This window comes from Planktophila turicensis (SeqCode) (assembly GCF_965234405.1).
Classification (GTDB): Bacteria; Actinomycetota; Actinomycetes; order Nanopelagicales; family Nanopelagicaceae; genus Planktophila; species Planktophila turicensis.
This window is the reverse complement of sequence record NZ_OZ248346.1, coordinates 1,286,791-1,305,154: the sequence shown is the minus strand read 5'-3', so window position 1 is coordinate 1,305,154 and position 18,364 is coordinate 1,286,791. Positions and strand designations below refer to the sequence as shown.

At 48.4% G+C, this 18,364-nt stretch carries 18 protein-coding genes and 1 tRNA gene; 12 read left to right on the top strand and 7 right to left on the bottom strand.

Translation table 11 applies throughout. The features are described from left to right. Positions 1 to 16 precede the first annotated feature (16 nt). A complete protein-coding gene (locus AC8GFK_RS06815) occupies positions 17 to 1,291 on the top strand; it encodes an FAD-dependent oxidoreductase (RefSeq protein ID WP_506625143.1) in 1,275 nt (424 codons plus the stop codon). On the opposite strand, the gene AC8GFK_RS06810 is transcribed toward AC8GFK_RS06815, so the two are convergent. The 4 genes from AC8GFK_RS06810 to AC8GFK_RS06795 are packed head-to-tail and all read right to left on the bottom strand — an operon-like array spanning position 1,288 to position 4,593. Continuing rightward, positions 1,288 to 1,707 (bottom strand): ester cyclase, encoded by a 420-nt coding sequence (locus AC8GFK_RS06810; RefSeq protein WP_506625142.1) that lies wholly within the window; start codon positions 1,705 to 1,707, stop codon positions 1,288 to 1,290. The two genes, AC8GFK_RS06815 and AC8GFK_RS06810, sit on opposite strands and share 4 nt — an antisense overlap. Further along, on the bottom strand, positions 1,704 to 2,795 hold the full coding sequence (locus AC8GFK_RS06805; protein WP_506625796.1) for an N-acetylglucosamine-6-phosphate deacetylase: 1,092 nt from the start codon (positions 2,793 to 2,795) through the stop codon (positions 1,704 to 1,706). Before AC8GFK_RS06805 ends, AC8GFK_RS06810 begins: the two co-directional genes overlap by 4 nt. Then, complete coding sequence (locus AC8GFK_RS06800; protein WP_506625141.1) at positions 2,795 to 3,697, bottom strand: ROK family protein; 903 nt, start codon at positions 3,695 to 3,697, stop codon at positions 2,795 to 2,797. Before AC8GFK_RS06800 ends, AC8GFK_RS06805 begins: the two co-directional genes overlap by 1 nt. Before the next feature lie 14 nt (positions 3,698 to 3,711). Continuing rightward, positions 3,712 to 4,593: an SIS domain-containing protein gene (locus AC8GFK_RS06795; protein WP_506625140.1), complete on the bottom strand. Its 882-nt coding sequence runs from the start codon at positions 4,591 to 4,593 to the stop codon at positions 3,712 to 3,714. Positions 4,594 to 4,767: 174 nt separating this feature from the next. Here AC8GFK_RS06795 and AC8GFK_RS06790 point away from each other — a divergent pair, with 174 nt between their 5' ends. The 6 genes from AC8GFK_RS06790 (at position 4,768) to AC8GFK_RS06765 (ending at position 10,117) form a co-directional block, all read left to right on the top strand. Beyond that, positions 4,768 to 6,003 carry an extracellular solute-binding protein gene (locus AC8GFK_RS06790; protein WP_506625139.1) on the top strand — a complete coding sequence of 412 codons (1,236 nt, stop codon included), beginning with the start codon at positions 4,768 to 4,770 and terminating at the stop codon, positions 6,001 to 6,003. 134 nt (positions 6,004 to 6,137) lie between these two features. Further along, a complete protein-coding gene (locus tag AC8GFK_RS06785; protein ID WP_506625138.1) occupies positions 6,138 to 7,025 on the top strand; it encodes a carbohydrate ABC transporter permease in 888 nt (295 codons plus the stop codon). Next, positions 7,025 to 7,879: a carbohydrate ABC transporter permease gene (locus AC8GFK_RS06780; protein WP_506625137.1), complete on the top strand. Its 855-nt coding sequence runs from the start codon at positions 7,025 to 7,027 to the stop codon at positions 7,877 to 7,879. Before AC8GFK_RS06785 ends, AC8GFK_RS06780 begins: the two co-directional genes overlap by 1 nt. Next, entirely contained in the window at positions 7,876 to 8,670 is a 795-nt protein-coding gene (locus AC8GFK_RS06775) for a DeoR/GlpR family DNA-binding transcription regulator (protein WP_506625136.1), read from the top strand. The genes AC8GFK_RS06780 and AC8GFK_RS06775 overlap by 4 nt, the downstream gene beginning before the upstream one ends. A gap of 8 nt (positions 8,671 to 8,678) precedes the next feature. Continuing rightward, positions 8,679 to 9,509 carry a class II fructose-bisphosphate aldolase gene (locus AC8GFK_RS06770; RefSeq protein WP_506625135.1) on the top strand — a complete coding sequence of 277 codons (831 nt, stop codon included), beginning with the start codon at positions 8,679 to 8,681 and terminating at the stop codon, positions 9,507 to 9,509. Positions 9,510 to 9,511: 2 nt separating this feature from the next. Then, complete coding sequence (locus AC8GFK_RS06765; RefSeq protein WP_506625134.1) at positions 9,512 to 10,117, top strand: GNAT family N-acetyltransferase; 606 nt, start codon at positions 9,512 to 9,514, stop codon at positions 10,115 to 10,117. Here the strand turns inward: AC8GFK_RS06765 and AC8GFK_RS06760 are convergent. After that, positions 10,114 to 11,334, bottom strand: a complete 1,221-nt coding sequence (locus tag AC8GFK_RS06760; protein ID WP_506625133.1) for a beta-N-acetylhexosaminidase — start codon at positions 11,332 to 11,334, stop codon at positions 10,114 to 10,116. The genes AC8GFK_RS06765 and AC8GFK_RS06760 overlap by 4 nt on opposite strands. A 46-nt stretch (positions 11,335 to 11,380) precedes the next feature. Between AC8GFK_RS06760 and AC8GFK_RS06755 the strand changes: the two genes are divergently transcribed. The 4 genes from AC8GFK_RS06755 (at position 11,381) to AC8GFK_RS06740 (ending at position 14,080) form a co-directional block, all read left to right on the top strand. Beyond that, positions 11,381 to 12,817 (top strand): GuaB1 family IMP dehydrogenase-related protein, encoded by a 1,437-nt coding sequence (locus tag AC8GFK_RS06755; protein WP_506625132.1) that lies wholly within the window; start codon positions 11,381 to 11,383, stop codon positions 12,815 to 12,817. Positions 12,818 to 12,901: 84 nt separating this feature from the next. Next, positions 12,902 to 12,974 (top strand) — tRNA-Arg (locus AC8GFK_RS06750). A 72-nt stretch (positions 12,975 to 13,046) separates the two neighbouring features. Next, the gene (locus AC8GFK_RS06745; protein ID WP_506625131.1) at positions 13,047 to 13,337 is read left to right on the top strand and encodes a putative quinol monooxygenase; all 291 of its coding nucleotides are present in this window, start codon (positions 13,047 to 13,049) and stop codon (positions 13,335 to 13,337) included. Further along, on the top strand, positions 13,334 to 14,080 hold the full coding sequence (locus AC8GFK_RS06740; RefSeq protein ID WP_506625130.1) for an ROK family protein: 747 nt from the start codon (positions 13,334 to 13,336) through the stop codon (positions 14,078 to 14,080). The genes AC8GFK_RS06745 and AC8GFK_RS06740 overlap by 4 nt, the downstream gene beginning before the upstream one ends. 2 nt (positions 14,081 to 14,082) lie before the next feature. Here the strand turns inward: AC8GFK_RS06740 and AC8GFK_RS06735 are convergent, their stop codons facing one another. After that, a complete protein-coding gene (locus tag AC8GFK_RS06735; RefSeq protein WP_506625129.1) occupies positions 14,083 to 15,321 on the bottom strand; it encodes a Glu/Leu/Phe/Val family dehydrogenase in 1,239 nt (412 codons plus the stop codon). A 44-nt stretch (positions 15,322 to 15,365) separates the two neighbouring features. Next, a complete protein-coding gene (locus AC8GFK_RS06730; RefSeq protein ID WP_506625128.1) occupies positions 15,366 to 16,772 on the bottom strand; it encodes an aspartate aminotransferase family protein in 1,407 nt (468 codons plus the stop codon). Between the two features lie 169 nt (positions 16,773 to 16,941). Between AC8GFK_RS06730 and AC8GFK_RS06725 the strand changes: the two genes are divergently transcribed. Next, positions 16,942 to 18,363 carry a UDP-N-acetylglucosamine--LPS N-acetylglucosamine transferase gene (locus AC8GFK_RS06725; protein WP_506625127.1) on the top strand — a complete coding sequence of 474 codons (1,422 nt, stop codon included), beginning with the start codon at positions 16,942 to 16,944 and terminating at the stop codon, positions 18,361 to 18,363. Position 18,364 lies beyond the last annotated feature (1 nt).

Sequence of the window (18,364 nt, the reverse complement as noted above, 5' to 3'; positions counted from 1 at the left end):
TAGACAAAGGATTCGTGTGCCTCAATACAAAGTAGCAATCGTCGGTGCAGGACCTGCCGGTTACTTTGCAGCGCAAGCTTTACAGAATCTTCAGACCGAAGAACTGCAATTCTCTATCGACATGATTGAACGCCTTCCAACTCCTTGGGGCTTAGTTCGTAGCGGTGTTGCACCTGATCATCCAAAGATTAAGACGGTCGCAAAGGTATTTGAAAAAGTCGCCAATGAACTTAACTTCAGACTCTTTGCAAACGTTGAACTTGGTAGCGATCTCACAATTGAGCAATTGAAAGAGAAGTACGACGCAGTCGTTATTGCAACTGGTTCTGCTCTCGGTAAGAAGCTTGGAATTCCGGGTGAGGATCTTCCTGGGTCTATGTCTGCAGCGACTTTTGTGCCTTGGTATAACGCACACCCAGATTTCAAAGATGAATCAATTGATTTAAGTACAGATACAGCAGTTGTTATAGGAGCTGGAAACGTTGCGATGGATGTTGCGCGCATGTTGGCACTTGAACCAAGTGAGTTAGATCCAACAGATACAGCTGATCACGCCATTGATGCGCTGAAGCAGAGCTCAATTCGCAACGTCATTATCAGCGCACGTCGTGGACCTGAGCATGCGGCATTTACTTCACCTGAACTACGCGAACTTCCAAAGCTTGAACACACCAATGTTGTGATGGAGAAGGCAGATATTGATGCTGCGCTTGTGCGTGCAGGAGATGCACCTGAAAAGGATGTGAAGAGCAATCTCGATGCGATGCTTCTAATCTCCGAAAAGGAAGCCACCAGCCACGAACGTACGATGAAGTTCCAGTTCTTGGCCACACCTTTCGAAATTAAGGGCGATGGCCGCGTTGAAGAAGTTGTATTCCAAAAAACCGGAAGCGATGAAACTTTTAGTGTTAAGTGCGGGTTAGTGATTACAGCTATTGGTTATGAGGCTGCTTCACTCGATGGTATTCCTTATGAAAAGGGCAAGGTCGTAAATACTGATGGCCGAGTATATGAAAATGTCTATGTCGTTGGCTGGGCAAAACGAGGACCTTCAGGGGTTATCGGTACCAATAAGTCCGATGCTGCTGATGTTATGAAGCTTCTGGTTGAAGATCTTGGAACACCTAAGAACTCAGGTGATGTCACAGATGTAATTACAAATAACAGAGTTGTAACTCAGCTGCATTGGCAGGCAATTAATGAAGCTGAAGTAGCTGCGGGTGAACCTGTTGGAAAGCCACGTCGTAAATCAGTTGCGCGTGAAGATTTGTTAAAGCACGCAGGACTTTAAAGCGGCTTAATAATTCCTAGTTGCTCGCGGAAACCGAGTGAATCCCAGGCATCAAATCCATCAAGTACAACGCCATCTTTAATGGTGTCGATGGAGACTCCATCAATGGCAATCTTGGCACCTGATGCTGCCTTACCTAAATATTCAGCGCCAGTATGTGTTCCTGTCAGGTGCCAGCGAGTTACAACGCGATCGCCTTCGGCGATGATTTCACGGACATCGAAGTGAAGATCAGGAAATGCTGCGTGCCACTTCTTCCACTGTTCGCGGAATGATTCACGGCCTACGCCAAATTTTGGGTCATTGCCTGCAGCATCAAGTGCGATAAATCGATCAATTGCCGATTCATCTTTCTGATTCCAGATTTGCTCAAAGAAATCAGCGGCAGCTTGGCGGTTCTCTTCTAGTGAACTCATGAGGCAACAACGCTGATTTCTGAAGATTTGTATTCAAGAATGTGGGCTTTCTTTCCAACTGCGATTTCACCAACAGCATGTAGGCCCAGAGTCTTTGCGGGAAGTGTTGATGCAGCAAAGACACAATCTGCGATGTTGTTATTGGCGGCAAGGAGATTTATGAAGGCGCGATCCATAGTGAGCGTGCTTCCTGCCAGTGAATGATTTGAAGTAAGGCGAGCGACGCCATCAACGACAACTACTTCAAGTGAACCGATTGAGTAACTTCCATCAGCGCCACCTGCGGCTGACATGGAATCTGTAATCAAGATGGTGCGCTTATCGCCGGAGGTAAGAACTTCTTTGAGAATCTCTTCAGATACGTGGATGCCATCGAGAATCATTTCAAGTGGGATTCTCTTCTCGGCAAGGGATGCTTCAGCAATTGTTGTGCCACCGGCTGTTGGCTTAGGCATTCCGTTGCTGAAGTGGGTAATCAACTTGGCGCCTGCAGCGAATGCAGCATTGGTGGTTGCCGCATCTGCTTGTGAATGGCCGAGTGCCACAGTGACTCCGCGAGAAGTCAGATACTCAATCGCTTCAATGCCACCATCGAGTTCAGGGGCAAGAGTGACCATTGAAATCGAACCTTGGCCGGCATCGAGAAGTGCTGAGAGTTCGTCGATCTTTGGTGAACGCAGTAAAGATGGTTCGTGCGCACCGCAGCGCGCATGTGAAAGGTAAGGACCTTCAAGGTGGATTCCTTCAAAGACACCAGCGTTAACCATCGGAACTAAGCGCAGAATCTGCTCTTCGAGAACTCCGACAGGTTCGGTAACCAGGGATGCAATATGTGTAGTTGTTCCGTGAACTAAGTGAACATTGCGAGCAGCGGCAACATTTTCAGGGGAGAGATCAGAGAAGTAGAAACCAGCGCCGCCATGAGAGTGAATATCAACAAAACCTGGAATCAGTGTTCCGGTGTGGTTTGAATCAGGAGTTTCTACGCAGTTAAGAGTGATTGTGGTGATGACACCGTCTGCAGCTTTAATGCAGACCTTCTCTTGCAACTTTCCATCGACAACTGCAGATGAGCCGTGAACATGCATCACTTACCCGCCTTCACGAGATCAAATGCCAACATGGCACAACCGATTGTTCCGGCCTTTGATCCGTAATGTGCGATCTCAAGACGCGGCTTACTTTGGAAAGTTAGTGATGCATCGAGGTAATCTCTTATTGGTTTGAGGAAAGTTTCACCTGCATTTGAAAGTCCACCACCGAAGACGATTACCTCAGGTGCAAGAATTGTGATGAGCGATTCGCAAGCACGAGCCATTGCATCTGTTGCATCGTTCCAGACGCTTGTTGCAACTGCATCTCCTGCAATAACGAGTTTGAAGATCTCTTCTGTTGTAGTTCCAGATTTACCCGACTGAGCTTCGTAGGCTTTACTGATTGCAAGAGTTGATGATGCAGCTTCTAAACATCCGGTCTTGCCACACACGCATGGATATTTACCGTTGACATTCACGTGGCCGATTTCGCCGGCATAACCTTCAGCAGAGCGAATTTCTCCATCGATAATTAGCGCTGCGGCAATACCGGTTCCGACAGGAATAAAGATTGCATTGCGCGCACCTTGTGCGGCGCCGCTGCGAAGTTCAGCAACTGCTGCAGTGCGCACATCGTGGCCAAATGCGACAGGAATATTGATGGCTGTGTGCAGTAGATCGCGAATAGGAAGGTTCTTCCACTGCAGATTGCCTGACCAACGAGATGTTCCAGCAGGCTCATCGAGAGCGCCAGGTACTGCTAATCCGACTGCTTCAACCTTTTGTGTAGCACCGAATTCGGCAACGATGGCAGCAATTGCATTGACTGTTTCTGCGCCAGTGGAATCTGCCTTAGGAGTAGGCGCAGTTATTGTTGCGATAACGTTGAAATCCGAGTCGACAAGAGCGCTCTTGATCTCGGTTCCGCCTACATCTACTGCGACTACATAGCTCACAGAGATGAGTGTAATTACTTATCGAGAATGATGGAGCGTGCTAGACCGCGTGGATTATCAGCATCTACGCCACGCTTCTTAGCGATAGCGATTGCTACGCGCTGAGCACGGATGAGATGAGCCATAGGGTCGAGCTTGCTTGATTCAAAGAGTGCGCCGGTTGATTTGATATCGCGCACCAAGTCAGCAGGAATATCGCCAAATGCCCAGACAGCGCGTCCTGGTTGTGAAATCGAGAGAGGACCGTGGCGGTAATCAAGTGCTGGGTATGCCTCAGCCCAGAACTGTGAAGATTCGCGAGTCTTCAGCGCTGCTTCGTGTGCAAGGCCAATTGTCCAACCGCGACCAAGGAAGCTGATCTGTTCAACTTCAACGAGGTCAGAGATATCGCTAGCGAGTGCATCTTCAGCATCTTTCACGATTGAATTGAGATCAAAGCCAAGGTGGGCGCGGAGCAGACCAAGAGCTGCAGTTGCCCAGCGAGTTTGTAGAACTGATTGTTCATCAGCGAAATCCATAATGATTGTCTCTGTTGCGCGATCTTCGACAGGGGAGTTGTGAATCGCTGTAAGAATGACAGAAGGGGTCTTGACTTTGCCGAGAAGTTCGACAATTTCAGTAGTTGTTCCAGAGCGAGAGATTGAGACGATGCGGTCGTACTTACGGTCATAGTTAAATTCAGAGCCGGCATAGACATCGGTCTCGCCATGGCCAGCAGCCTCACGCAATGAGGCATATGCCATCGACATGAACCAAGAGCTTCCGCAGCCGACGACCGCCACGCGCTCGCCCTTCTTGGGGAGCTTGCTAAAGACGCTTGGGGCGAATTCGGCTACCTGGCGCCAGATTTGAGGCTGGGAGGCGATTTCGGCATCTGCATGGAAGGCGGTAGTCATGGCGCAACCGTAGGCGGAGCTCACCCCCAAAGTCAAGAAAATTGCGTGTTTTTGATTTAATTTGTTCGTTACCAAACAGTTACATGCAAATCATTGATTTAGCCCCCCGAAGGTGGTCGACTAGCCCCAACGAAGCCCCTTTGCCGGGGCCTAAACCCGTCAGGAGTTATACGAATGAAGAAAGTGACTCGCCTAAGCGCACTCGTTGCAGCTACAGGTTTGATCGCGGCTTCTGTCCTTGGCACATCAGCTAAGGCAGCAGACCCAGTCGAACTAAAGATGGTCGCAGCAGATTACGCAAACATGCAGCCATTCTGGGATGACCTCTCAGCAAAGTTCACAAAGGCAAACCCAACAATTAAAGTCAAGGTAGATGTTGTTTCTTGGGAAACAATTGATGACAAGGTAAAGACACTTGTTGCAACAGGTCAGACACCTGACGTTGTAAACAAGGGTGACTACGCAGCAGCTGCTGCTGAAGGTCTTCTCTACCGCGCGGATGAAATGGTCAGCAAGGCAACTCTTGATGACATCGTCCCAACATTCCTTAACAACTCTAAGTACAACAACATTGCATACGCTGTTCCAGACTTGGCATCAGCACGCGCACTCTTCTACAACAAGGACATCCTTAAGAAGGCTGGCGTAACAAAGCTTCCAACAACTTGGACAGATCTTGAGAAGGTTCTCAAGCAGATCAAGGCGAAGGTTCCAGGCGTTTACCCATATGCACTTCCACTCGGACCAGAAGAAGCACAAGCTGAATTCGCAATCTGGGCTGGCGGTAACGGCGGCGTAATGTTTAAGAACGGCAAGTGGGTTCTTAACTCAAAGGAAAACGTTCAGACAATGACATTCCTTAAGAAGCTCACAGATCAGAAGTTGACACAGCCAAACCCAGCTAAGTGTGATCGCACAGCATGTGCACAGACACTCTTCGCATCAGGTAAGGCAGCATTCATCAACGGTTCAGTCTTCCTTCCAGGATGGCTCAAGGACAACGGTGGCGCTGCAATTAACCTAGGTTCAGGTTCATTCGTTGCTGCACCAGGAAAGAAGCCTGTAACACTTGGTGTTCAGGATTACTTCACTGCGTACAAGGCAAACGGACACAAGGCAGAGATTGCTAAGTGGATGGACTTCATCTTCGAGCCAACAAACTACGCAGCATTCCTTAAGGCTGCAGGCGGCTTCATTCCTGCAACTAAGTCAGCAGGAGCAGCAGCGGCAAAGGATCCAGCATTGGCTCCATTCATCAAGTTGCTTCCATCTGCAATCTTCTACCCAGGAGATCAGGCAGCATTCCCAGCAGTTAAGGGTGCTATCCAGCAGCAGATCGGTACAGCACTTGTAAATCCACAGAAGACAATGGATGCAATCCAGGCAAAGGCGCTTGCTGCATCTAAGTAATACCTGTCATATGTAGTGACAATGAAGTACGGGTTGGGGGTTCGCGAGTGATCGCGAACCCCCGCTCTACTTTTCGATTAAGCAAAGCAATAGAATTCCGCAAGTATTCGCAAGACACATAGGAGCATTTTCAAATGGCACAGCGTTCAGCTAACAAATCTCGGTTAGGTGCCTTGCCATGGATTGCTCCAGCGCTTCTCATGATTTTAGTTTTCGTTGTGTGGCCAGCATTTGAAATGCTCCGCACATCTTTCCAAGATGTTGGTTCAACTGGCGCCGTTAAAGGCTGGGCCGGTTTTGAAAACTTCTCAACACTTCTTGATAATCCAGATCTTCCGAATGTTCTGATTCGTACACTCGTCTGGGTGCTCGGTGTTGTCTTCTTTACAATGATTATTTCGCTACCTGTTGCGCAGCTTCTCAATGCAAAATATCCAGGTCGCAAAGTAGTTCGCTGGGCAATCATCATTCCTTGGGCAGCCTCCCTTGTTATGACATCAACTGTCTGGAAATGGATCCTCGACGCTTATTACGGCGTTCTCAATGAGATCGCGATGGATTTCGGTCTACTCAAAGAACCAATCGACTGGCTTGCAAATACAAAGCAATCATTTGCTTGGCTGATGGTCGTTGCTGTCTTTGTTTCGATTCCATTTACATCATTTGTAATTCTCGCAGGACTTTCAACCGTCCCTAGCGACATCATGGAAGCATCAAAAGTTGATGGAGCATCTCCTTGGAAGAACTATCGCCACATCATCTTCCCGCTCCTTAAGCCTTCACTCTTTGTCGCAGCGGTCATTAACCTGATCAACGTCTTTAACTCATTCCCAATCATCTGGGTTATCACCATGGGTGGACCGGGGTATGAAACAGATACGACAACGACTTTGGCCTACAAGATCTCCTTCCGCGATCAAGATGTAGGGCAGTCCGCATCGATGGCAGCCATCAACTTCGCAATCATTCTGGTCTTCATCGGCCTCTTCCTTAAGGCGTCAAAGAATCAGGAGCAGAACTAATGACTACTCTCGTGGTTCCTAAGCGCCATAAGCGCTTCACAGGCAAGAAGGTCTCGCTCACTATTTCAGCGTGGACTATGGGCTTCCTCTTCTTCGCGCCATACCTACAGATGCTTTTAACGGCCCTTAAGCCAAAGGAAGAGATCACGGCAATTCCTTCGACTTATCTGCCAAAGAAGTGGGCCTTCGATAACTTCATCGGCGTCTGGAAAGAGATTCCGCTGATGGGCTTTATTAAGAGCTCATTCATCATCTCAATTTCTGCAACCATCATTGTTATCTTCATTGCAGTGCCTGCTGCTTACTATGTGGCGCGTAATGATTTCCGCGGTAAGAAGCTCTTCTTACTCCTTGTACTCGTTACTCAGATGTTTGCACCAACCGCTCTCGTTGTTGGAATCTTCCGCGAAATCGTTAAGTTTGGTTTGGTTGATACCTACCTTGCGTTAATTCTGATTTATGCCGCTTTCAATATGGCCTTCTCCATCTGGATTCTCTCCAGCTTCTTCTCAAGTATTCCGAAAGAGATCGAAGAGGCGGCGTGGATCGATGGCTGTAATAGATTTACAACGCTTACTCGTATCGTCTTGCCTTTGGCGCTACCAGGGCTTGTCACCGCATTTATCTTCACCTTTATCGCAGCTTGGAACGAGTTCGTGATTGCACTGACCCTGACATCATCTCCTGAGCGTGAACCACTTACTGTCGGCCTCACATCACTGATTGGTCAATACCAAGTTCAGTGGAACTACCTCTTCGCCGGTTCAATCATCGCGATCGTTCCAGTCGTTGTTCTCTTCGCACTTATTGAGAAGTGGTTGGTTGGCGGACTTACTGCCGGTAGCGTGAAGTGAGTAGACAAGAACGACTCTCCAGAATCCTGGAGATAGTTGTCGAAAAAGGCAGCGTAGAAGTTGAAGATGTTGCTAACTCTCTCAAGGTTTCAGCAGCAACTATCCGCCGCGACTTTGATTCGCTAGCTAAGAAGCAATTGCTATCGCGTACCCACGGAGGCGCAGTTGCCACGGGTGGTTCTCTTGGTCTTCCGCTTACCTACAAAGTAGCTAAAGACGATGAGGTTAAGCAGCGCATCGCTGAAGCCGCGGCCGAGATGGTTTCTAGGAATGACATCATCGGAATCAACGGTGGAACAACTACTACGGCGGTTGCTCGCGCGATTGTCGCTCGTTCTGAGTTCGCACCCGGTGATCCTTCAGAACTTCAGCCAGCGCTTACAGTTGTAACGAACGCGGTTAATATCGCTGCCGAATTAACTGTTCGCCACCAAATCAAGATTGTTGTCACTGGCGGAGTTGCTCGCCCACAGTCTTACGAACTGACAGGGCCATTTGCTGAAGAAGTTTTGAAGGAAGTAAATATTGATATCGCTTTCCTTGGTGTTGAGGCAATTGATTCAGTAATTGGCGCTGCAGCTCGACATGAAGATGAAGCGCGTGTGAATCGCCAGATTGCTGCACGTGCCCGCAAGATTGTTGTCGTCACCGATAGCTCAAAGTTTGCAAAGAGTGCATTCGCATCAATCCGCCCAATTAGCGAGATTGATGTTCTGATTACCGATGACGGAATCGACCCAAAGATTGTTAAAGATTTTCGCGCACTTGGCGTCGAGATTGTGATTGTCTAAGGAGCGCCATGTCACGCACAAATGCAGGCAAGTTAGTACTCGATGCCAAGAGCGCAGGATCTGCTGTTGGCGCATTTAACGTCATCTTGCTCGAACATGCTGAGGCACTCGTTGCTGGCGCTGAATTGGCAAAACTTCCTGTCATTTTGCAGATCAGTGAAAACTGCGTCAGCTATCACAAAGCCCTTAAGCCAATCTCTGTTGCAACAATTGCCATTGCAGAATCTTCATCTGTGCCAGTTTCAGTTCACCTAGACCATGCAGAAAGCGAAGATCTGGTTAAAGAAGCACTTGATCTCGGTTATGACTCAGTGATGTTCGATGGTTCAAAGCTTTCTTATGCTGACAATGTGGCAGCAAGTGCGCGCATGGCAGAGCTCTGCAAGAGTTACGGTGCAACCCTCGAAGTAGAAATCGGTGAAGTCGGCGGCAAGGATGGCGTTCACGCCCCAGGAGTTCGCACCAATCCACTTGAGGCAAAGGCCTTCGCAGAGGCTACTGGCGCTGATTTATTGGCCGTGGCCGTTGGTTCTTCCCATGCCATGACCACTCGTGATGCCACTCTAGATTTTGATCTCATCTCTGAAATCGCTCGTACTGTCGCTGTGCCATTGGTTCTCCATGGTTCATCTGGTGTGAGCGATCCTGATTTACAGAAAGCAGTCAAGGCTGGAATGAGCAAGATCAACATTGCTACCCACCTCAATAACGTTTTCACCCACGAGATCCGTGAAGCACTTGGCGCTAATTCCAAGTTGGTAGATCCTCGCAAGTACATCGCTCCAGGTCGCGACGCAGTTGCCTCAGAAGTTGCACGTCTTCTAGCGCTATTGAAGTAAACATGGATATTCGACTAGCTACAAAGGCAGATCAAGACCGCCTTTACGAAATCTGCGTTCTTACAGGCGACTCTGGAAAAGATGCGACAGGCATTTTCGAACAACCCGACTTACTAGGCGATATCTGGGTTGGTCCATACTTGCATCTATCGCCTGAACATTGCTTTGTCGTGCAGAGCGAAACAGGCGAAGCGCTTGGTTACTGCATCGCAACTCTTGATACGACTTCATTCGAAACTGTTGCTGAAGCAACTTGGTGGCCTGAGAAGCAGCTCAGTTACAAAAAACCAGATGTGGCATTGAAGGAAAATTGGAGCCGGGATGAACGTCTAACTCATCTGATTCACAATCCACTTCAATCACCAACTGAATATCTTGAAGAGTTTCCTTCCCATGCGCACATCAATCTTGTATCTGAGATGCAGGGCAAGGGCTGGGGTAAGAAACTGATGACAGCGATGGAAGATTCGCTCCGCAGCGCAGGTTCTGCTGGAGTTCATCTCATTCTGAGCTCTAAGAATTTAGATGCGTTGGCTTTCTACAAAGCAGTTGGGTATCACGTGATCTTTGAGCGCCCTGGTGAAATCGGAGTTGCTAAGAAACTTTAGAAATCGTGCGCGACTTCTCCGGCAACTGCTGATTTCTCAAGAGCTTCCATCATTGAAGCGGTATCAAAACCCCGGTAGTAAGCACCGATGCCCAAGTGTGCGATTTTGGCTCGCTTTAGAGGGTTTAAATCGCGAATGGTCACGCCCAGCGCATCGAGTTTAGGTTTGCGTTCGGCAAAATAGCTTTCGAAGTCTTTGCCTTCACCCCAACAACGAAATGCGAGAGCAGCAGCTCGAGGCCACATCATGTACTCGGCATGCATTGGGGTTTGGATGTATTCACTCCAGAGTTGGAATTGAACTCCAGTGACTCCGGCCAGAGGAGTAAATGCCAAGACATCTTCAAGAGTTACTGGCCCACCAATTGCTAGCGGTTCATCTTCAGAGACTTCTTGTGCGTAATCAAAGTAGGTTGGAAAGACTGGCCCTTGAATTACTTCGCGTTTATGGTCGAGTGCAATATGAGCAATTGCAGCTCCACGCCATGACATAACCGTTGCTTGGGTTGCCTGCTCGGGATCAAAGGCAAATGCATCATCCCAAGTAATCATCTTCTTACCCAAGCCCGAAATAATCTTCTCTACTTCTTTCATGAAGAAGATGAAGAGCTCTTTAGTAGTGGCAAATCCATTTTCTTTCATAAAGGCAACAACTTCAGGATCTTGCAGCCAGTTATCGATCAGCGATTCATCTCCGCCGACATGGATATATTCAGATGGAAAGAGTTCGGCAACTTCTTCAAATACTTTGGTAAGGAATTCAAAAGTTTCTGGAAATGGGCGGAGCAAGTAATCCGAGATTCCCCAGCGACCGCTGACTTCAACGCTGTTCTGGTTGATTCCGTATTGCGGATATGCAGCTAAGAGTGCACCGGTATGTCCTGGGATATTGATTTCAGGAACAACCTGCATCCCAAGTGAGTGCGCATGGCTCACAATGTCGCGGACATCAGCATGGGTCAGATATCCAGAATGTTCTTTGCCATCATAGGTAGGCTCGAGTAGTCCGTGGTTATTTTGGCTTTGCTTGCGTACAGAACCGACTTCATGAAGGCGCGGAAATACTTTGCTTTCCAGTCTCCACCCCTGGTCATCGGTGAGGTGCAGATGAAGAGTGTTGTAATCAAAGGCGGCCAGAGCCGAGATGGTCTTCTTGATAAAGGCGGCATCAAAATAGTGGCGAGATATATCGAGCATCGCTCCACGCCAGCGCATCATGAGGCGATTATGTCGCCCCTGCCTTATCGGCGGTAGGCTTCAGTACGTGCGATTTATCAACCAGCCGGTCTATGACCTCACTTATGACGATGTATTCATGGTTCCCAGCAGTTCGGAACTCACTAGCCGCATGGAAGTTGATCTCACTTCCAACGATGGCAGTGGAACAACAATCCCTCTAGTCGTTGCAAATATGACCGCGATTGCCGGTCGCCGTATGGCTGAAACCATGGCCCGCCGCGGTGGAATGGTTGTTATTCCTCAAGATATTCCGATCCCTGTCGTCGCTGACGTCATCGCATCCGTTAAAGCGCGCCACACATTCTTTGAAACACCCATCACTCTGACTCTGAAAGAGACAGTTGCTGATGCCGCATCTCTTATCCATAAGCGCGCACATGGAGCAATCGTCATTGTCGATGGCAAAAAACCAGTGGGCATCGTTACTGAAGATGATTTAGCCGGCGTTGATCGCTTTACTCAGCTCAGCCAAGTCATGACTCAAGAGCTCACAACAATGCCTGACACTCTTGATCCACGCCAAGCATTTGAATTTCTCAACGAACGTCTTCGTAACGTTGCCCCAGTGGTTTCAGCAAATGGCGAACTCGTTGGAATTATCACCAAGGTAGGCGCACTTCGTGCAACTTTGTATACGCCTGCAGTTGATAAGAACAACAAACTTCGTATTGCGGCAGCAGTTGGGATCAATGGCGATGTAGCCGATAAGGCTGCAAAGTTAGTTGCTGCCGGGGCTGATGTGCTTGTTGTCGATACTGCACACGGACATCAGAAGAAGATGATCGAAGCTCTACAGCTGATTAAAAAGCTCAACCTCAATGTCCCAATCGTTGCTGGCAACGTAGTAACTGCAGATGGCGTTCGCGATCTTGTTGCTGCAGGAGCGACCATTATTAAGGTTGGCGTTGGACCTGGTGCAATGTGCACAACTCGCATGCAGACCGGTGTTGGCCGCCCACAATTTTCTGCAGTTCTTGAATGTGCCGCAGAGGCAAAGAAGTTAGGTGCACACGTTTGGGCAGATGGCGGAGTTCGCCATCCTCGCGATGTCGCACTGGCGCTCGCTGCCGGTGCATCACAGGTAATGATCGGTTCATGGTTTGCAGGAACATATGAATCACCTGGCGACTTGATGCGCGATAGCTCGGGCCGTGCTTATAAGGAATCCTTTGGTATGGCATCAAAGCGCGCAGTTAATGCACGTACTTCACAAGAAGATGCATTTGATCGCGCACGTAAGTCACTCTTTGAAGAAGGAATCTCTTCATCGAAGATGTTCCTTGATCCAAACCGTCCAGGTGTTGAAGATTTGATTGATGAAATTATTTCGGGACTTCGTTCATCATGTACATATGCAGGAGCACATAACCTTGCAGAGTTTGCAGATCGCGCAGTCGTAGGAATTCAATCTGCATCTGGTTATGCAGAGGGGCGCCCACTCAGCCAGTCATGGCGTGGATAAGCACCGAATTACGCTGATTTAGGTCAGTTTTTCAGAGCGTTAAAAAGCCTGTAGTATTCGCATTCGCAATACACAATTCAATAAGCGTGCGTAGCTCAACGGATAGAGCATCTGACTACGGATCAGAAGGTTAGGGGTTCGAATCCCTTCGCGCGCACAAGTTAAGCTCTCGGTGCCTTTCACACCGGGGGCTTTTCTTTTTTACCTTAACTATCGGTATCGTTATTCAGTGAGCAAAATCTTCCTCTTTGTGGCTATTGATGTGCGCCCAGGTAAATACGATGAATTTGTCTCTGCTCTCTCTAAGCACATCTCAGTAATCCGTACTGAAGCTGGTTGCGAATTTATCGATATCTATCGCGATACCCAGAAAGAGAACGTTGTAAACGTCTGGGAAATCTGGAGCGATCGCCCATCATGGGATGCGCATATGGTTAACGAGAACAGCAAGGGCTGGCAGGCAGTTGCTAAAGATCTAGTTTTCGGCGAAACAATCACAGTTATGGATGCAATCGCATGAGCCAATTCACTCTCTCCATCGACTGCGGCGGGCTATTTATTAAGAGCTGCGTGCTTGATGAATCCGGAACTATGCACGCAGCACCAACGCGCGTGCAAACTCCTTATCCTCTTTCAACCGAGCGATTCCTCGATACTGTTCAAGAAATCGCTGCCTCACTTCCTAAGGCAGCACGCGTCACTGTTGGTTTGCCAGGAATGATTCGTAACGGTGTTGTTGTTGCAACTCCGCATTACATCAATGATGCCGGTCCGCACACACGTATGAATCAAGAACTAAAAGATCAGTGGTGGGGATTTGATGCCGAAGCTGCAGTTGCTGAACGTTTGGGCATGCCAGCAAAAGTATTAAACGATGCTGAAGTACATGGTGCTGGCGTTGTTACCGGTTCAGGTCTTGAAATTGTGCTCACACTTGGAACAGGACTTGGATTCTCTGTCTTCCACGGTGGAAAGCTTTCTCCACACTTTGAAATGTCACATGCAACAGTTCGCCGAAACACTACATATGACACATGGATTGGAGATCGCGAACGTCACCGCATGGGAAATACCTTCTGGTCACGTCGCGTGCGCTTGATGGTCTCTGAACTTCGCCCAGTGTTTCTATGGGATCGCCTCTATATCGGTGGCGGAAATTCACACAGCATTCAGCAGCGCGACTTAAACCTGATGGGCGATGACGTCGTTATCGTTCCGAACTCTGCCGGAGTTGCTGGCGGAGTTCGTGCGTGGCAGCTTTAATTTTACGGATATAACCCACGTAATCTGTGGGCTTCGGCAACGCGGGCTACACCGATCATATGAGCGGCTTCGCGCCAAGAAACGTTCTTATCTGTCGCCATTTGCTCAACTTCTCTAAAGGATTTCATCATGATGTCATTGAGGTTCTGTTTTACTTCTTCAGCGCTCCAGAAGTAATTCTGCTTATCTTGCACCCACTCGAAGTAAGAAACGATTACACCACCTGAGTTTGCCAAAATATCTGGGACAACAAGAATTTTCTTATCGTTAAGAATCGCATCACCTTCTGGGGTAGTCGGAGCGTTAGCACCTTCTACGATGATTTTTGCTTTGATGCCCAGCGCAGAAGTTCCAGTAACTGAGTCTGCAAGAGCTGCAGGAATCAATACATCTACATCAAGGTGTAGTAATTCATCTTGAGTGAGTTTGTCTGTGCCAGGGGCGTTGAGATCACCCTGGGACAAGAAGTGGTTCCACAATTCAGAGACCGAGGAAAATCCAGTGACTCCGCCGTTGACATCGCTCACCGCAACGACTTTGAGGCCAAGATTTTCAAGAGCAATTGCTGCCCAATATCCAACTTTTCCAAAACCTTGAATGGCAACTGTTGCACCTTTGGGATCAATACCTTTAACGCGCAGCGCTTCAATTGTTGAAATGGCAACGCCGTCACCTGTTGCTGAGGTGCGGCCGAGAGAACCGCCGAGAACGATTGGCTTCCCGGTTACAACTCCTGGCACAGAGAAGCCGGCATTCACAGAGTAGGTATCCATCATCCAAGCCATGTTGCGCTCGTCTGTTCCAACGTCAGGTGCAGGGATGTCACGTTCCGGACCGATAATTGGCAGAATTTCTGATGTATAGCGACGGGTTAGGCGCTCATTTTCAGCAAGTGATAGTGAGTGCGCATCTACTGCGATTCCACCTTTTGCACCACCGTAAGGAAGGTTGGTGAGTGCGCACTTCCATGTCATCAACATTGCAAGCGCAACGGTTTCATCCATATCAATTTGCGGATGGAATCGAACGCCACCTTTAGATGGGCCGCGAGTTGTTGAATATTGAACTCTAAAACCTTTATACATTTCGACATTGCCATTATCTCGACGCAGAGGAACTGCTACTTCGAGGATTCGACGCGGAGTCGAAAGTGTTTGCCAGTCATTCTCAGTGAGATTCAGTAGTTCTACTGCTCGCCGTAACTGAGCTCTTGCTGTTTCTAGTGCTGACTCCATTGTCATACCTTCACATCATTCGTAGTTAGAGGAAATATTGATTGGGCGAATTAACTCCTGATTGCCTTTGCAAACTCGCGGAAATCTTCAACGAGTAGATCAATCTCTGTCTGGCCGTGTGCCAAAGAGATTAACCACTGCTCATCAAGTCCCGGAGGAGTGATGATTCCGCGGTTCAAAGCGAAGAGCCAGTGTGCCTCTGCAACACCGAAGTCAGTTGCTTTGTAATCACGGTAATTGCGAACAGGAGTTGTTGACCATGTAACGCAGCCCTTGATTCCGAAACCGACTGTGTGTGCTGGAAGTTGGTACTCATCAATGATGTCACCAATGCGAGTAAGTGCCTGCAAATTGAACTCTTCAGCAGTTGCAAGAGCTTCATCTGAACAGATGCGATCGATTGCGCGAACGCCTGCCATTGCAAGGGGATTACCGTTAAAGGTACCGAAGTGAGCCATCTTGCCGTTGGTAACGAAGTCCATGTACTTCTTCTTGCCACCGAAAGCAGCAAGTGGAAGTCCGCCACCAATTGATTTTGCAAGAGTAATAAGGTCTGGCTTCACTCCGAGGCGCATCGCTGCACCGTGGGCACCAGCTGTAAGACCTGTCTTTACTTCGTCAAAGATAAGAACGACGTTGTATTGATCGCACAGTTCGCGAACGCGCTCGAGGTAACCAGCATCCGGAAGAACGATGGCAAGGTTTTCTAGAACAGGTTCAACGATGAAACATGCAAGCTTCTTTGCATTCTTCTTAAACATCTTTTCGAGTGCAGGGATGTTGTTGTAAGGGACAACATAGATATCACCTGGAACTAAGTTTGGTTCAACATAAGGAGTTGGCTTCTCTGCCTTGCCTGCCTTGTTTAGTGGTGGCTTTGCTGAAACAACAAAAGGATCGTAGCTGCCGTGGTAGCCGCCTTCGATCTTGAGGATGCCCATCTTCTCTGTTGCAGAACGTGCAACGCGAACTGCATACATCGTTGATTCTGTTCCTGAGTTGGTGAAGCGAACCTGATCGATTCCGAAGCGCTTACAGATTCGCTCTGCAGCATCGGTAGAAGTAGGTGAAGGTGTAACAAAGAGCATTCCTTGGTTCAGAGATGCCTGAACTTCTTCGACAACAACTGGGTTGAGGTGGCCGGCGAGCATTGCGCCGAAGCCCATTGAGAGGTCAAGGAGCTGACGACCATCGACATCGGTCATGTATGCGCCCTTGGCGGAGACGATTGAGATTGGGTAAGGATCCCAGTGCTGGAAGCTGGAAGTCACGCCAAGTGGAAGCGAGTCGAAGGCGCGCTTGCTCTCGAGCTCTGAGCCCTTGGTGTTCTTCGTGAAGAGATCCCATTCGGCTGCAAGTACGGAAGCTACTTTTTCAGGCGAGATTGGAGTGGATGTTGTTGGTACGTAACGATGTGTTGCTTTGTGTTGCGATTGAATCGCTGTTTGTGTAGTCATTGTAAAGCTGTACGGCAAATGTTTCTGATTTAGAAACGGTTTGAGAAGTACTCTCCTTTGTTGTTGCGAATTAACGCATGCCAAGTATCTCCGAAGGCAAAAAAGTTTGCAACTAATAGTGATATTCCCGCGTGGTTTACGCATGAAAAATTGATAACCTTTGAGCCTTATGGAAAAACCAACGATTATTCTCGCAACCAGTAATGGTGTGGGAATGGGACACCTTGCGCGCGCTAGTGCAATAGCTCTTGCGCTAAAAGAACATGCAAACCCAATTATCGTTTCCATGGCCGGTGGCATCGCAGAAATTCCTGAATACATGGGCATTCGTTGCGAATATATTCCTGGCCGCGATCGCATGTGGATGACTCGCGATAAGTGGGATGTCTATCTTCGCGATCGCTTACTTGCACTCGTTGATGAAACGGGCGCAAAGGTAATGACATTTGATGGGGTGGTTCCATACCCAGGTGTTATTGCGGCAAAGTTTTCACATTCCAAGTTGGCACTTGTTTGGGTGCGTCGTGGTCTCTGGCAGAAAAAACCACAGCGCTTTGTTTTAGGCTTGCAATCAAAGATGATGGATTACATCGTCGAACCAGGCGATTACGCCCGTGCCTACGACTTCGGTCCAACTGCAACACGTAAAGATGCGCGCCTGACTTCTTCCGTCTCGCTCTACCAAAAGCAGACCGCGCTTTCACGCGATGAAGCGCGCAAGGTTCTTGGCCTTGATTTAGACCGCCCAGCAGTTCTTGTTCAGCTCGGAACTGGCGACAGTGATGTCAACGAAAAGATGACAGCAGCGCTTTCAGGTCTCATCGGTTGGAAAGATCTCCAGGTTATTCTGACTAAGCAACCTCTGGATAAAGATGGAAAATCTCTTGCTCCTGAAGGCCTTGATATTCGCGTAGTACGCCACTTCCCGCTTGCACGAGTGCTTCACGCCTTCGATGCTGGCGTATGTGCAACCGGATATAACGGAGTGCACGAACTCCTGCCTGCACTTGTGCCAACTGTATTTGTCTCAAATATTCGTGGAACAGATGATCAAGAAGCGCGTGCACAGTGGTGTCATGACATGGGATTTGCACTGCGTGCCAACCAAGCTGATCTTCGCGATATCACTGCGACAGTTAAGAAATTACAAGAGCCAGAAACACGTGAACGTTTGAGCAAGAAGTGCACTGAACTACCAGACCCAACGGGTGGCGCAGAAGTTGCAAAGATTCTCTACGACTTAGCGATGCAAGAAGAGCCGGTACGCCCTTCATGGCTGCGATACCAACAACTTCAGCTACAAGTACATATCAACCGCGGACTTCGACATATTGCCTGGATTGGCTTACGCCGCCTTGCGCTCGTATACCGATTCTTACATCCGCATTTACTTGTTCAAAAAATCAAAGAAGATGCTCCTATTTGGGGATCACAGAACACAGCCAAGGAGCTACACCCACTTATTAAGGGTGATCAGCGTTTTGAACATCTCATAACTGGCGCATCTGATGCATATATCAAGCGACGCAAAGAGATTGCAGATGAAGCATATGGAACAAAGATTGAAGTAATAAATATTAAGAAGCAGTAAT